Annotated in this window: 11 protein-coding genes; 3 read left to right on the top strand and 8 right to left on the bottom strand. The window is 39.5% G+C overall.

Going from position 1 to position 15,401, the window contains the following annotated elements:
* Positions 1–264 precede the first annotated feature (264 nt).
* From QQJ93_RS12205 to gcl, 7 genes are all read right to left on the bottom strand, one after another.
* Positions 265–1,464: an amino acid permease gene (locus QQJ93_RS12205; protein ID WP_089124509.1), complete on the bottom strand. Its 1,200-nt coding sequence runs from the start codon at positions 1,462–1,464 to the stop codon at positions 265–267.
* A gap of 488 nt (positions 1,465–1,952) precedes the next feature.
* Positions 1,953–2,840, bottom strand: a complete 888-nt coding sequence (gene yegS, locus QQJ93_RS12210) for a lipid kinase YegS (RefSeq protein WP_089123757.1) — start codon at positions 2,838–2,840, stop codon at positions 1,953–1,955.
* Between the two features lie 15 nt (positions 2,841–2,855).
* Complete coding sequence (locus QQJ93_RS12215; RefSeq protein ID WP_089123758.1) at positions 2,856–3,467, bottom strand: MarC family protein; 612 nt, start codon at positions 3,465–3,467, stop codon at positions 2,856–2,858.
* Positions 3,468–3,502: 35 nt separating this feature from the next.
* Positions 3,503–4,120 carry a TetR/AcrR family transcriptional regulator gene (locus QQJ93_RS12220; protein ID WP_089123759.1) on the bottom strand — a complete coding sequence of 206 codons (618 nt, stop codon included), beginning with the start codon at positions 4,118–4,120 and terminating at the stop codon, positions 3,503–3,505.
* 474 nt (positions 4,121–4,594) lie between these two features.
* Entirely contained in the window at positions 4,595–5,491 is an 897-nt protein-coding gene (locus tag QQJ93_RS12225) for a 2-hydroxy-3-oxopropionate reductase (RefSeq protein ID WP_089123760.1), read from the bottom strand.
* Between the two features lie 63 nt (positions 5,492–5,554).
* A complete protein-coding gene (gene hyi, locus QQJ93_RS12230) occupies positions 5,555–6,331 on the bottom strand; it encodes a hydroxypyruvate isomerase (protein WP_089123761.1) in 777 nt (258 codons plus the stop codon).
* An 81-nt stretch (positions 6,332–6,412) separates the two neighbouring features.
* A complete protein-coding gene (gene gcl, locus QQJ93_RS12235; RefSeq protein WP_089123762.1) occupies positions 6,413–8,188 on the bottom strand; it encodes a glyoxylate carboligase in 1,776 nt (591 codons plus the stop codon).
* Positions 8,189–8,646: 458 nt separating this feature from the next.
* Between gcl and aceB the strand changes: the two genes are divergently transcribed.
* The 3 genes from aceB to QQJ93_RS12250 all read left to right on the top strand — a co-directional run bounded on the left by aceB (position 8,647) and on the right by QQJ93_RS12250 (position 11,682).
* The gene (aceB, locus tag QQJ93_RS12240; protein WP_284186099.1) at positions 8,647–10,251 is read left to right on the top strand and encodes a malate synthase A; all 1,605 of its coding nucleotides are present in this window, start codon (positions 8,647–8,649) and stop codon (positions 10,249–10,251) included.
* Positions 10,252–10,441: 190 nt separating this feature from the next.
* Positions 10,442–10,873: a GlcG/HbpS family heme-binding protein gene (locus tag QQJ93_RS12245; RefSeq protein WP_089123764.1), complete on the top strand. Its 432-nt coding sequence runs from the start codon at positions 10,442–10,444 to the stop codon at positions 10,871–10,873.
* A gap of 74 nt (positions 10,874–10,947) precedes the next feature.
* Positions 10,948–11,682 (top strand): GntR family transcriptional regulator, encoded by a 735-nt coding sequence (locus QQJ93_RS12250; protein ID WP_089123765.1) that lies wholly within the window; start codon positions 10,948–10,950, stop codon positions 11,680–11,682.
* A 283-nt stretch (positions 11,683–11,965) separates the two neighbouring features.
* Here QQJ93_RS12250 and QQJ93_RS12255 read toward each other — a convergent pair whose 3' ends face one another.
* Positions 11,966–14,854, bottom strand: a complete 2,889-nt coding sequence (locus QQJ93_RS12255) for an SIR2 family protein (protein ID WP_089123766.1) — start codon at positions 14,852–14,854, stop codon at positions 11,966–11,968.
* Between the last annotated feature and the right edge of the window lie 547 nt (positions 14,855–15,401).

Here is a 15,401-nt window from a genome sequence, read left to right on the forward strand (position 1 = left end):
CTAACCATTTTGTAGTACAAATAGCATTAAACATGATCTAGTGCATACTTTTAATGTGCGACACATCAAGAGTTAGAGATATATACATCAATAACTTACATATATATGTGAAATAGATCCCATTAAAATCAAGCGCTTATTGTATGATAAATAAAGCGAGTAAACCTTAGAAAAGATAAATGCATTGACACAAAAAAATCCGATATCAAGTGGTTTTTGATATCGGATTCAGCACAAAGTAGAAATGAAACGGGTTTATTAAAATTAGTTAAAGAACCAAGAAACTAAAATAAACGCCCCAAATAAAAAGGAAGAAATCAAGGCCAGTGAACCACCACCTACCGTATAAGCTTTATCTAGTGACGCAATCTTAAAGGTTGGTTTACGAACCTGTATCACCATAGCTAGGGGACCCCAGATAGCAAGGAAGACTAAAGTCACTCCCGCGTATTCGAGCATATTTAAAAACTTATTCGAAAATAAACCCGTTACTATCAAAGGCAAAATAAAAGTTAATACGAAAAGCACTACTGACGTGACTGTCCCTTCTTCTAATTTGGTTCTTTTTACAAGGCCAGCAATCGCATCTTTATTTTGATCAAACAATGCCATCGACACACCAAGGAATGAGGTCACTAAAGCCAAAGCAGAAAAAATAGCAATGATGGTTTTTAGTGCACCAGATGAGCCGCCAAATGCTGCGATAAGTTGTGAAATATCATCAAATTGACGAATTTCCGCGGTACCTAGGTTGCCGATAATCGCGAAAAGCCAAGTTAGGTAACAAATCAGCGGAATCACAGATCCAAGTAAAACCATATTGCGAATCTGCTTTGGTGTCGCTTCTTTGTTGTACATAACAAGCGATGGAATCACTACCATAGAAGCAAAACTAGTAAAAATAGTGGTGCTGTGTTTAACCACATCTTTCCATAAGAAATTTGGCGTTTGCTCTAGGTACTCAATATGAATATTGGTAAAAAGTGTCACCACAACAGTAACCAACATAGTGATCATCAAAATAAACAAAACACGGTTTAATATATCGATATACGATTTACCCGCGATGATTACAACCGCCATCAAAAAGGTAAATACCGTATAACAAATCGACTGAGGGACATCAAAACCGATACCCGCTAATAAGTTATGGAACAGATCACCAATACCGAGAATGTAGGCAACTAAAATACAAATTAGCAGCATATAAAAGAAGAAGTTGATGACGAATTTGCCACTGGTTCCCAAAGATAGTTGGGCAACACTATTCATGCCACCATTTTGATCGGTTTTGGTACATGCTTCTGTTAGTAATAAAGTGCCATAAGTGGTTCCCACAAAGATCACTAACATCAAAATTAAACTGACCGTAAAGCCAAATTGAGCTAATGCCATTGGAATGCCTAACATTCCGGCACCTAGTGCTGTTCCCGACAAAATCAAAGAACTACCGAATAATTTCATATTCACTGCATCGGTCCTTTTACATTGGTTAGCTTATATACCCAAGTGATTTCAAGGTACAGCACTCAGACTCAGAGCTATCATCTTGATGGTTATTTGGGTATACGACATAGCATCAACAGAGTAATCCGCTGATTTTTTTAAAAATTGAATATATAGGGTATTTTTAAGACGCGCAGTGTAACAGAATATTTTGCTTTATGAGGAAGGACTAGTGAAAATGTGGAATTAAAACCTATTTACCTGCTTAACTTTAAAATATTAGTATATGAATCTAAATTGGGAGTACAAATCAGATTTAAGCATTGCCTATTGACTTAAATTTAGAATCTATTTTCAATTAGGCCAACATTATCATTGACCTCATCAATTAAATTCATTTTGTTATATGTTTGAAAGGTACTTACATTCCTACGCGAATCTTCCTGATTTAAAAACTTGGAGGGTAGCTCTGAATTCTGCATCTTGAAGTCACTTGGGGATATATCTCAAATTACTTCAGAATTTTGTGGTAACACTAACTTTATGGATTTAGGCACAACTTCAAATCGAATATGTTTAGTCTCGATAGGCTCACCATCTAAATTAATTGGCATAGCAGACTTTGATTGCCACTCAGCCCAAGGCACACTAAACCGTTTTACATATTCCCCACTTAACTCTGGGCTAAACATTTCCTTTATTGTTTGAATCAAGCTTTCTGCGGGAGTTTCTAGCCAAGCAACCACATCCATTAAACCATCATTAATTTTTGCATTAGGGGCTAATTGTTGTCCGCCTCCGGCTTGACGCCCATTACATATCGCACTAACAATAACTCGGCCGGTTAAGGTGTGATCAGGAATGGTTAATACTCCATCATTTGGTTTGAAGTCTAAAGTTTTTAACAAACCATGAAGTGTGTATGCCCCACCACCAAGAAAGTTTTTTAATTCAACAGGAGTACTTGCCGTCACGTAAGCACCAAAACCGCCACTGGCTACATTCATAAAGTGCTCATCATTAGCTTTAATACAATCAACCGGCACGGCTTGACCATTTAACGCTAACGACAACGCTTGGGAATAATCTGCGGGAATGTTGCAAGCGGTGGCAAAATCATTAGCGGTACCAAGTGGTAGAATTGCTAATTCAGGGCGCTGAGCTTCATCGAACTTCATCATCGCATCCACGACTTCTTTCACAGAGCCATCGCCGCCGCCAATCATGATTCTCTGACAACCTTCTTGAATGGCTTCACGCACAAAACGCTCAACATCTCCCCCTTCCCAAGTCACCCTGACTTCAATAGATCCAGATTCTCTCGCTTGGAAGATCGATTGTCGCAGTAATTCAATTCCTGCTTTTTTGCCATTTAAAATAAGTCTAATATTCATATGCACCTTGATTTGTTATGAAAACAAAAATGCTTTCACGCCAGACAACATAAATTGAGCTCCCATTGCAATCACAATCACCCCCATATAACTCGTGACCATTTTCTTAACCATAGTTGGCTCTTTTTGCTCTTTAGAGAAAGCAACAAACGCCAATAGCACGAATAGAAGCACTAACATTGCAACTATAACGCCAATAACCGCAATGTAAGGAATCAGTGATTGATGGTGAGATGCCGCGACGGTAATAACCCCTGTAATGGTGCCGGGACTCGCAGCAAACAGTACTAATCCTGTCGTTTTATGGCTTGTGGAAGTGGAAAGTTGCTCTGTTGGTGGGGCTTGTGATTGTTGTGCGGAAATGATCATCTGCACACCAATCCAAATCAAAATACCACCACCAGCACACGAAAACGCTGGCAAAGAGATGCCAAACGCATGCAGTACTGATGTGCCGGCAAAGGCCGCAATCAACAAAACAATTGCAATGGTAAATGCAGCTTTAATTGCTTCTTTATACTGTTGAGGCTTGCTCTGCCCACGCGTGGCATCGGCAAACATTTGCGCACAAATGGCGGGGTTGACCAAAGCAAGTATAGTGATAATGGCTTGGGTATAGTGCTGCATAACAACCTTTAAGGAATACGGTAAGTACGACTATTTTAACCGTTGTTAGAATTAACGCCACAGCCTTTTAAGATCATTGAAGTTAAGAACTCCGCTGCTTCATCGTAATCCTTACGAGCCAATTTATTTTTATTCATCACCCGACAAATCTGCCAACCAAAGTCCGCATACGTTTGCGTCGCCGCCCAAATAGTAAACATTAAGTGGTGGGGAGAAACGGTATCCATTCTGCCCTGATCAATCCATGATTGAAACTTTGCAATGATCATTTCTGACTGCTGCTGTAATTCATCTTCAATATCTTTTGGTAAGGATTGCCCGCCAGACATCACTTCATTAGCAAATACCTTGGAGGCATAGGCATGATCGCGCGAGATAATCAGCTTGGTCTTGATGTATTCGGTTAGCGCTTCGATAGGATCATCAAGCTCTTGAATCGGCTTAGATGATTGTAGTAAAGGCACAGTCACACTTTCGAGTACCGCACGATAAAGGTTATCTTTGGAATTGTAATAATAATAGATATTTGGCTTAGGAATGTTGGCTTCTTTGGCAATGTCTGCCACTTTAGTTGCCGCGTAACCGTGTTTAGCAAAATGCTGGCTGGCCGCTTCAATAATGACGCTTTGATTTCGTTCTCTCACCTTTGCCACTTAGTCACTCCCGTCTTGTTGCCAAAATCCGTTGTGATTAGTGTTTTATCATAGCGAGCAAGAAATTCATCCTTTTTTTCCAACCAATTAACCAAAAAGAGACGTCAAGTCACTTGGGTCTAAAAAGTCCCGAGCGGCATCATTACTTCATTAATCCGTCGCACACAAAACTAAGATTAATTTTTCAGCCACTCGGGGCGCACTAAAGGAGACAAAAAGTGCGGTAAAAACTGAGTTTTTGCGGGATGAAAGGTTTATTCCCAAATATAAACCAAACATGCCAGTTCAATGCAAACACTCAGTTATAACGAAAATAGTACTGATTAATATACCTAAAGTAATTGGAGTTGCAGTGAGGCGACAAGTGAATGAGGCCCCATGAGCATAGCTCGCCTATGACTTTCTTTAATAAAGACACAGGGGGACGAATGAACGCCGTCAACAAAGCTGCAGCTTCAAGTACGAAAGGTATAGCTATTCACCACGAATATTATGCTTACCACGCGCTTCAATGGCTTTGATTAATGCAGAGTGATCCCAGTTAGAACCATCCATCTCCGCACATTCACCAAATAATTGTTGGGCGGTCGCGGTATTAGGTAGATCAAGACCTAGTTGCTCAGCACCTGTTAACGCAAGGTTTAAGTCTTTTTGGTGAAGTGAAATTCTAAAGCCTGGGTCGAACGTGCCTTTCACCATGCGCTCGCCATGTACTTCCAAAATTTTAGAGTTGGCAAAACCACCCATTAATGCACTACGTACTCGTGCAGGATCCGCTCCGGCTTTTGAAGCAAAGACAAAGGCTTCGGATACCGCTTCAATATTTAACGCAACGATGATCTGGTTAGCGACTTTACAAATTTGGCCTGCTCCATTGTCACCAACTAGCGTAATGTTTTGCCCCATCACTTCAAATAGAGGTTTTGCACGCTCAAACGCCTCCTCACTACCGCCGACCATGATGGTCAGCGTGGCATTAATAGCTCCAACTTCACCACCAGAAACTGGTGCATCAAGGTAATCTGCACCACATTCTTTAATTTGTTTTGCAAACTCTTGAGTTTCAATTGGCGCAATCGAACTCATATCAATCACGAGCTTACCTGCTGATAAACCCTGCGCAATACCATTGTCACCAAATAGAGCATCAGCAACATCTGGCGTATTTGGCACCATAGTAATAATTACATCAGCTTGTTGTGCTGCTTCTTTACCACTGTGCACAACTGTTGCACCGCCATCGACTAGTTCCTGAGGTGGCGCAATGAAATGGTCAGAAACCACAATCGAATAACCCGCTTTCTGCAAGTTAATCGCCATTGGTTTGCCCATGATACCCGTACCGATAAATGCAATTGTTGGTGTAGTCATAATCTCATCCTTAATATTAATTCTGTTTTTATATTCGAAACTTTTGAGTATGGATTGCCTCAATTAAGACAACGATGTCATCCACGACAGACCTTCTTGTGTGGTCGTCTTCGGCTTATATTCACAACCAATCCAACCGTCGTAACCAATGCTATCTAAATGGTTAAACAAGAATGGATAGTTGATCTCACCTGTGCCCGGTTCATGTCGCCCTGGGTTATCGGCTAATTGAACATGTTGAATTTGGCCAAGGTGCTCACTCAAGGTTGGTGCTAAATCACCTTCCATAATTTGCATGTGATAAATGTCGTATTGGAAATTCAAATTATCGCTGCCTACCTTTTTAATGATGTCGAGAGCTTGCTGAGTATTGGTTAAGAAAAAGCCCGGAATATCGCGAGTATTGATGGCTTCAATAATCAAGCTGATACCATTTTCTTTCAGTGCCCCGGCGGCAAAACGTAAATTGCTAACAAAGGTTTCTTCTGCTTGTTGCGCCGTCACACCATCAGGCACGATACCCGCAAGACAGTTCACTTGGTTGCAATCAAGCGCTTTGGCATATTGAATTGCTTTCGCTACCCCTTGCTGAAATTCATCAACTCGATTGGGATCAACCGCAATACCGCGATCGCCTGCTTGCCAATCACCAGCGGGTAGGTTAAATAGCACTTGCTTTAGGTGGTTAGATTCCAACACACCTTTAATCGTGCTAGCTTCAAAATCGTAAGGAAACAGATACTCTACTCCCTGAAAACCGGCTTGTGCTGCTTGTTCAAAGCGTTGTAAAAAATCCACTTCGGTAAATAACATTGATAGATTTGCCGCAAACTTAGGCATATCCTTCTCCTTTTTCTGCAACTAAAAAGAAATATTCAAGCATTGAAGAAGCTGTCAATACGGCAGCCCTTCAATGATGTATTACTGGTTAAAGGTAATCGCGGTTGGGGCGTCACCTTGCTCTCCGGCCAAGCTTTCAAACTCATTAATGCCGTCGATTTCTACACCCATTGCGATATTCGTCACACGCTCTAGAATGAATTCCACGACTACTGGTACACGGTGTTTCGCCATCAGTGCTTTGGCTTCTTCAAACGCAGCTGGCGCATCTTCAGGATTACGAACACGAATCGCTTTACAACCTAACCCTTCCACAACCGCCACATGATCCACCCCATAGCCTTCCATTTCTGGTGCGTTTTGGTTTTCAAAGGCAAGCTGTACACAGTAATCAATATCGAACTGGCGTTGCGCCTGACGAATCAAACCAAGGTAAGAGTTGTTCACCACCACATGAATATAAGGCAGGTTGAACTGAGCTCCGGCAGCCAATTCTTCGATCATAAATTGGAAATCGTAGTCACCAGAAATCGCAACAATCGGACGATTTGGATCGGCGGCGCGTACACCTAAAGCAGCTGGAATCGTCCAACCTAATGGGCCAGCTTGACCACAGTTGATCCAATGACGAGGTTTATACACATGTAAGAACTGGGCTGCGGCAATTTGCGACAAACCGATTGTGCTGACGTAACAAGTATCTTCCCCAAACGCTTTGTTCATTTCTTCATAAACACGCATTGGTTTCATTGGTACTTCTTCAAAGTGAGTTTTACGCAGCATGCTTGATTTACGCTCAATACACTCACCAACCCAGCTAGAACGATCTTTTAGCTTTCCAGAGGCCTTCATTTCTTTTGCAACTTCTAAGAACAGCGTTAATGCCGACTTCGCATCTGACACAATGCCAAGATCAGGGCAGAACACGCGCCCAATTTGCGTCGGTTCAATATCCACATGCACAAACTTACGACCTTGCGTATACACATCTACTGAACCGGTATGACGATTTGCCCAGCGGTTACCAATACCTAATACAAAATCAGACGCTAACATGGTGGCATTACCGTAACGGTGTGAAGTTTGTAGCCCTACCATGCCAGCCATAAGTTCATGGTTGTCTGGAATACTGCCCCAACCCATTAGCGTTGGAATAACCGGAACATTTAAAATCTCAGCAAGTTCTTGCAACTCAGCACTTGCCCCAGCATTAATCACGCCACCACCTGACACGATCAAAGGCTTGTCCGATTCTGTTAACATCGTCAGCGCTTTTTCTACTTGGCTGCGAGTTGCAGTTGGTTGATACGGCTCAAGCGGCTCATAAGTATCGATATCAAACTCGATTTCAGCCAACTGCACATCAATCGGTAAATCGATTAATACTGGGCCCGGACGCCCTGAACGCATGATGTGAAATGCTTGTTGGAATGCACGTGGCACTAGCGCAGGCTCTAAAACCGTGGTCGCCCATTTGGTAACTGGTTTGGCAATCGACTCAATATCTACCGCTTGGAAATCTTCTTTGTGTAAACGAGCACGAGGAGCTTGGCCGGTAATACATAAAATTGGAATCGAATCTGCAGATGCTGAATACAGGCCAGTGATCATATCGGTTCCCGCAGGGCCAGATGTTCCTATGCATACCCCAATATTTTTATCATTAGTTCGGGTATAACCTTCAGCCATATGCGAAGCACCTTCTACATGGCGTGCCAGTACATGATCAATCCCACCAATTTTTTTCATCGCTGCATAAAATGGGTTTATTGCCGCACCAGGTACACCAAATGCGATATCCACCCCTTCTCTTTTCAATACTTCCACTGCAGCTTCAATCGCTTTCATTTTAGCCATAACTCAACTTCCTTTTGATATTGTATACAATTAAAAATACATGATTCAGTCTAGGCTCGACAATTTGAATTGTGCAAATAAAAAACAAAAATATTTTCAAATAAAGTGTAAATATTGAGTTAAAGCACTGGTTATAAAGAAATTAAAACTGATCCGACCAAGTGTTGTACATTTTGTTTGAGTGCACAAAATGCTAAATAAACTTTGATCTTTTGTGAAAACGAGGATATACCTAGACAAGAAATTAAAACATTAATGTACACAATCTTGTTTAAATAAACACAAATACAAGAAATTCGTAGATAAGATTCATACCAATCAAATTAATTAGATAATTAGTAAGATTGGTATCAAAAACTCAAAATCACCCCAACGTTTTTGGGTTTACCCGTATTGACTGCTCGTACATGTTCATAAAGGAGACGATTATGCACAGCACTGAGGACCGTGAAACAGACATGCAATCCCAGCAATCGCGCGCGATTAATGTGGTTGGTGAATTATCAACAGAACAACAAAAGGCCATTCTTTCTGAACCTGCTTTAGATTTTCTGAATGCCTTAGTGACTAAATTCAGCGCGCCATTAGAGCAAGCGCTACACCTAAGACGTGAACGTCAAAAGCAATTTGATGCTGGTGAACTTCCTGATTTCCGTGAAGACACCAAAAACATTCGTGAAGATAAAAACTGGAAAGTCGCTCCGATCCCAAAAACATTGCAGGATCGTCGAGTAGAAATCACTGGCCCAGTTGATCGCAAGATGGTGATTAATGCTCTCAATTCAGGGGCAAAAATCTTCATGTGCTGTTTTGAAGATGCGTCTTCTCCGACGTGGGAGAACATGCTAGATGGGCAAGTCAATTTACGTGATGCCAATGCTGGCATCATCAGTTACTACGATGAGAAAAAAGATAAACAATATGACCTAGTTGCAGAGCCTGCACAATTATTGGCTCGCCCTCGTGGTTTGCACCTACCTGAGCGTCATATTGAATATAACGGCCAGCCAATTGCTGGTTGTTTAATGGATTTTGCTTTGTACTTCTTCCATAACTACCAAACTCGCGCTCAGCAAGGCGAAGGCGTGTACTACTACATTCCTAAGTTAGAAAGTATGGAAGAAGCCAAATGGTGGGATGATGTTTTCCGCTTTACGGAAGAGTACTTCAAGGTAGAAATTGGCACTATTCGCGCAACAGTATTAATTGAAACTCTTCCTGCGGTATTCCAAATGGAAGAGATGTTGTATGTGATGCGTGATCATATTGTGGCCATGAACTGTGGCCGCTGGGATTACATTTTCAGCTACATCAAGACATTGAAAAATCACAAAGACCGCATCTTGCCAGACCGCCATAGTGTAGGTATGGACAAACCGTTCTTGAACGCTTACAGCCAGCTATTGGTGAAAACTTGTCACGCTCGTGGCGCCTTAGCAATGGGCGGTATGTCAGCCTTTATTCCAAATTCCGATCCTGCGGTTATGCAGCAGGTACTGACCAAGGTTGAAGAAGATAAAAACCGTGAATCTTCTAACGGTCATGATGGTACTTGGGTTGCCCATCCGAAGTTAGTTGATGTGGCAATGGAGATTTTTGATAACAAATTGGGTGGGCAAGTCAATCAAATGGATTTTGACAGCAGCCATGTAGGTAACATTACTGCAGAACAATTACTCGCACCATGTGAAGGGCCACGTAATGAAGAAGGCTTACGTAAAAATATTCGTATCGCACTTTATTACATCGAAGCTTGGATCAGCGGTGTAGGTTGTGTACCAATCTACGGCCTAATGGAAGATGCAGCAACGGCAGAAATCTCTCGCGCTAGCATCTGGCAGTGGATTAAACACGGCGTAAAACTAGACGATGGCCAAGTGGTAACAGAGGAGTATTTCCGAACTCTGTTGGCAGAAGAGTTAATTACAATTAAACAAGAAGTTGGCGAGCAACGTTATGCTCAAGGACGATTTGAAGAAACGGCCAAGATGTTCGATACCTTATCGACCCAAGACGATTTTGCAGAGTTCTTGACTCTACCGAGCTACCCGCTTCTTTGTTAATAACCACAACTTACAATCACTCTCTGCTCTAATCGAGCCAAGTATGTGAGCAGGGAGTTTTTGTAAGTTATACCAATCAAATTAATTCGCTGATTAGAAATTGCGAAGCAAAATGCCGTTATCTAGGCTTTTCGCAAGCAATAATAATCAGATAAATAGTGCGATTGGTATTTATTAATAGAGGATTCTGATCATGAGTTTGACACTGCAACAAGCATTAAGTATCACCCAAGGTGCGTTTAGCACCGCATTAGACTTAAAAAGTGCTCCACTCACTGTGGCTGTTTTAGACAGTGGTGGCAAACTGGTTTCCCTACAACGGCAAGACGGCTCTAGCATGATGCGGCCAGATATTGCCATTGCAAAAGCATGGGGAGCCCTTGCATTAGGATGCTCATCTAGAAAATTGGCACAAGATGCTGATGTCCGGCCAGCTTTTATTTCAGCCATTAATGTACTGGCTCATGGTAATATGGTTCCTGTTCCAGGCGGTGTGCTAATTCGTAACGAATCAAATCTGGTTTTAGGTGCTGTAGGTATCAGTGGTGATTTATCAGATTTAGATGAAAAATGTGCTCTGGAAGGCATTTTGCATGCAAAGTTGTATTCATCTGACACTTAGATAAACTAAGGTCTATAATGTACAATCTATGGGCGTTGTTATTCTATACCCACCACTTTTCAGCAGATTAGGCCATGACTAAATTAACTAAGTTATCGAATACCAAAATTCAAGCGAAAGCCAATAATCAAACTCAAGATGATGTGGTGTACTGCCACATCTTTGATGCGATTCTAGAGCAACGCTTACCTCCTAGCACCAAACTTAATGAAGAATCGTTAAGTGAGATTTTTGGTGTTAGCCGAACTATTATTCGTCGTGCATTATTACGTCTATCTTTAGAGCAAGTCGTCGATATCAAACCTAACCGCGGCGCGACGGTTTCTGCTCCAACCATAGATGAAGCAACTCAAATTCTAAAAGCACGTGAAATTGCAGAGCTCGCGGTAACAGAACTAGCAACCGAAAACTGCAACCCTCAACAAATGCAAGTTTTACGTAATCTAGTGACTAGTGAAAACGAAGCAATTGCAAATGGCGATGTCGGTCGTGGTATTCGTTTATCCGGTGAGTTTCATATTGAGTTGGCTAAAATGGCAAAGAACGCACCGTTATTGCACTTCTTGCGCAGCCTTGTTTCTCAAACCTCGCTCTTAATTGCACAGTATGAAGGCAGTAATAACAGCAACTGTTCTCAAGATGAACACACCAACCTACTCAATGCAATTGAAGCCGGTGATAAGCAAACCGCTATTCATCTAATGGAACATCACTTACAACACATCAAAGCTAACCTAAACTTAACCGATGATGCAACTTCTAGCGATTTGCATGTCGTGTTTTCAAATGTCATTCGCTCACGTGCATAATCAAGCGTTTGCTTAGCAATATTCAATAGAATGACTAAAGGCAGAGTTTAATCACTCTGCCTTTCTGATTTTGTGGGAGAGGGATAAAGAGTCGTGTTAATGATCTTGAGCATTCTCTGAAAGTCGTTTTGGGGGGAAATTAGTTTCCGAAGATCAAACATTACCGATTCATTAATAACTGTAAGTATATAAGCTCGTTTAGCTAATTACCCGGTATCAATGGTAAAGATCAAGTTGATAAGGTTTTCTAATTTCAAAAGCATACCCCAATATGCTGACATCATTATTTGGTTAGTTTTTTATTTAGCTTTTTCTCGATGTATTCAACACAGTATTTCTCTATTCTCCATTCTTCTTGAGAAGAGATATTGATATAGTTATTATTACTCATAATCCCTTTCATCATTCCACGATATCTATTTGAAAGAACTGGAGAGCTATTAGACCAACAGTTCAATGAGTATGATAGAAAATAAAAAGCCGAATCTTTTTCTTTTCTTTCTAATAGCACTTCAAATAACCATAACGATGCATAGCCCAAATTTAACAACTTATTATATGGGTCTTTTTTAAAGATAAGATAAAAAGATTTATAGTAGCAAGTTAATGCATTGCCATATTCTTTCTTTATAGACAGGCACTTACCAACATTACCTAACTGCGTACTTTCATCATCATCAAGAATACTATTGGTATCAGTCAGCTCATTAAGATCTTTATTTTTTAGGAAGAAATCCAATGCTTTATCCACATCTTCTCTGTTCTCACTATCTCTATGAGACAAAGCAAGAGTATGGTTTATTTGATAATTATCTTCTTGTCCAGCGCGCTTCAACAAATAATTAGCTTCCTCACAAACATTTATTGCATCTCTATATTTCTTATTAAACCAAAAATCATAAGCTTTTATTTCACACAATTGAATATAGTTACTTTCTTTCTGTTCTATTATAGATGAATAACTATCAATTATGTAACTTGATAAAGCAGAGTCACCAAATTCAACACTTGACTTAGCAGTGCATTTTATTAATGCTTCAATACCTGTAATTTTTGAAATGGATTTCTTACTCCATGTAATGCTTCTAAACAACAAGTCAGAAACACGCAAATACTCTTCAATATAACCAGCTGAACACATTGATTCTTGTACATCTAGCAAACTGCTAACCGCACTTTGATAATCTTGTGCATTAATTGATAATTCAGCTTTTTTCGTAAAATTAGTGAACTCTTGAAAGCTAAGGTTTACACTTAACTTTTCCTTTAAAATTACAACCCATTTGTCATAAAACTTGACTAGATAAGATATGTATTTATTTCTTTCTGAAGGTGGGTAATTTGTGGTTACAAACTCTTTAACCAATGGATGTAATTCAATGTAATCACTATTCCTCTTTTCTACAATTAAGTTGAAGCTATATAAAGACTTTAACGCTCGTTGGTAATTTTTATAATTAAGCTCATCACGTAGAATTTCTGAGTAATCTTCTTTCGTTTCTGCTACAACTGACTCAGCTAGGGTTCTCAGCACTAACTTGTCTCGATCATGCAAAGAATTCCATACACTGCTCAAAACATTCTTTGAAAGGATTGATGTATCATTTTGATTTATTTTACTACCATTGCCTATCGATTCTAGAAAATTAACTAATGCAGACTCACCTTTTTTAGAATGCGCTATTATTAGGCTCAACCATAGAGCATGCCCTTTGGTTAAAGTAAACGATTCTTTTGCATAATTAATAATTTTTTCTTTTTTTATGCTCGAACCAGCTTTTAAAAAGTACTCAATTGTATTTTCTTCCGTTAAACCAGTTAAATTTAACTGAATAAACCTTGGTTTAGCAAATTGAATAAACGGCCGACAAGTAAATATGAACTTGGAATTATGCTCAGTTGCCATAGACATTTCAAACAGTTCTCCCACTCCATTAGTAGGCTCAAAGTTTTCTAAATCAATATAACTATCTATATTATCTAATACAAAGACCGCCTTTTTATTACCAAGCTTTCTAAAAAATATCTGTATTAACTCACTGTCAGAATGCCCAATTAGATCATTAACTGTAGAGTTAGGGCTGACATTTAATATCATTGATATTATCTTATGCTGAAACTTATGCTCTTGCTCCTTAAAGTCTTTCCATTCAGCAATGTCATAACTGTCCTCATGTTTGAGGTATTGAGATGCTAGCGCAGATTTACCCCCACCGCCAATCCCTGTAATGAAAACAACTTTAAAATAGTCAGACTTAAGAGTTTCTAGTTCTTCAACTCTACCTACCCAGCCAGTTACTTCTGGTGCAATATCACTCCCATCAATCTCTTTAGAAAGTAAAGACTCTTGTCTCTCTATTTTATCTACAGTTGCAGGTTGAGATTTAGGGTTATTAACTTCTGCTAGTTTGTCTAAAAAAATAGACAAATTATTATAATTCTTGATATTGACACATTCGATATTTGGGATTTTTTTATCTTCAAAGTTTCGAATAACACTTTGACTATCTGACACAAAAAAGTGATTAGGCCCAAATGAATTCTGTAATTCAGAAATATTATCAAATAACTCTGTTACATACGGATCCGAGAACGAAAAGCCAATAAAAAGGACATTATATGTTGAGAATATCTTTTTTAACTGAAAAGTTGAAAACCTTTCATAGCTATACAAATCCTCATACTGCGCGCTAAATATAATACAGTTATCGACTTGCTGAATATCACCATGAATCTTTAGAACAAAATTACTATTTGAATCTATCTTGCTAAGGTTATAGTCACTAGATTGTGTGACTACATTTACATCAACATTTCCTTCAATTAACTTGTCAAAATTAGTAGTGACAAATCGACTACTAATTAACCCTATTTTCTTATGGAGTTCGCTGATTTTTTTTTGAGAAAGCTTATTTTCAAAGAAATCAAATATTCTCTTTTTTTCATTTTTAACTTTATCCAACACTTCTAAAGGCTCAAGAATCCCAGAATCAAGAGCATCAATATAAGCAGATGCTTTATTTATATATTCTTTATTATGTTCAAGAAGCTCAATAACTATATCCTTCCAATTGGGCAAACCACAATTTACAGATAGACCTGCGCCAACGAAAATGACCAACTTATTATTTTTTACTGCTTCATTTAGCTCTTGAGGTACTTCAAACTTCATCTTCTTACACAGCTCTTAAGTCAAAATTGAACACATTGGCTCTATAGCCTTTATATTGTGCATTATGCTAACACAGTCTCATGTAAGTTGCGTAGATTGCCTCAATAGACTTGTGGAGTAGGCATTATTTTAGGGGATAAATACGTCCCATTAACTACTAACAAACTACATAATTAAGATATAATTTGTTCTCAAATTTTTCTCCTTCCCCAGATAAAAAATATAAACCAAATATGTAATGCTTAGACTGTGATGGAAAAATACCCTATCTCGGAATGCGGCATCAATAAGTCATTCACATCCCCCCCCCTCCTTTGGCTGTAAATCTTAATACCAAATATTTTTCATTGGTAAAGGGAGGGAGTTATTTGTGATCGCTTGTTGTTTAGTGGTATCTGCGTAAAGAAAAAACATTCCAATATTGCGCGCGTGATTAGTAGATTCCGGCTCTCGCTTAGGCTCGGTTGGAATGACGCGCTAATAATGTGCGGTGAATCTTAGGTAGATACTGCAACTACAAGCGACAAAGACTAGCTCTTCCCCTTGG

It is taken from the genome of Vibrio algivorus (genome assembly GCF_030161215.1).
Lineage (GTDB): Bacteria > Pseudomonadota > Gammaproteobacteria > Enterobacterales > Vibrionaceae > Vibrio > Vibrio algivorus.

Coding starts and splice junctions, on each gene's coding strand:
- yegS (WP_089123757.1), bottom strand. CDS start 2,840: ATGAATATTAGACTTATTTTAAATGGCAAAAAAGCAGGAATTGAATTA.
- hyi (WP_089123761.1), bottom strand. CDS start 6,331: ATGCCTAAGTTTGCGGCAAATCTATCAATGTTATTTACCGAAGTGGAT.
- QQJ93_RS12215 (WP_089123758.1), bottom strand. CDS start 3,467: ATGCAGCACTATACCCAAGCCATTATCACTATACTTGCTTTGGTCAAC.
- QQJ93_RS12225 (WP_089123760.1), bottom strand. CDS start 5,491: ATGACTACACCAACAATTGCATTTATCGGTACGGGTATCATGGGCAAA.
- QQJ93_RS12255 (WP_089123766.1), bottom strand. CDS start 14,854: ATGAAGTTTGAAGTACCTCAAGAGCTAAATGAAGCAGTAAAAAATAAT.
- gcl (WP_089123762.1), bottom strand. CDS start 8,188: ATGGCTAAAATGAAAGCGATTGAAGCTGCAGTGGAAGTATTGAAAAGA.
- QQJ93_RS12250 (WP_089123765.1), top strand. CDS start 10,948: ATGACTAAATTAACTAAGTTATCGAATACCAAAATTCAAGCGAAAGCC.
- aceB (WP_284186099.1), top strand. CDS start 8,647: ATGCAATCCCAGCAATCGCGCGCGATTAATGTGGTTGGTGAATTATCA.
- QQJ93_RS12205 (WP_089124509.1), bottom strand. CDS start 1,464: ATGAAATTATTCGGTAGTTCTTTGATTTTGTCGGGAACAGCACTAGGT.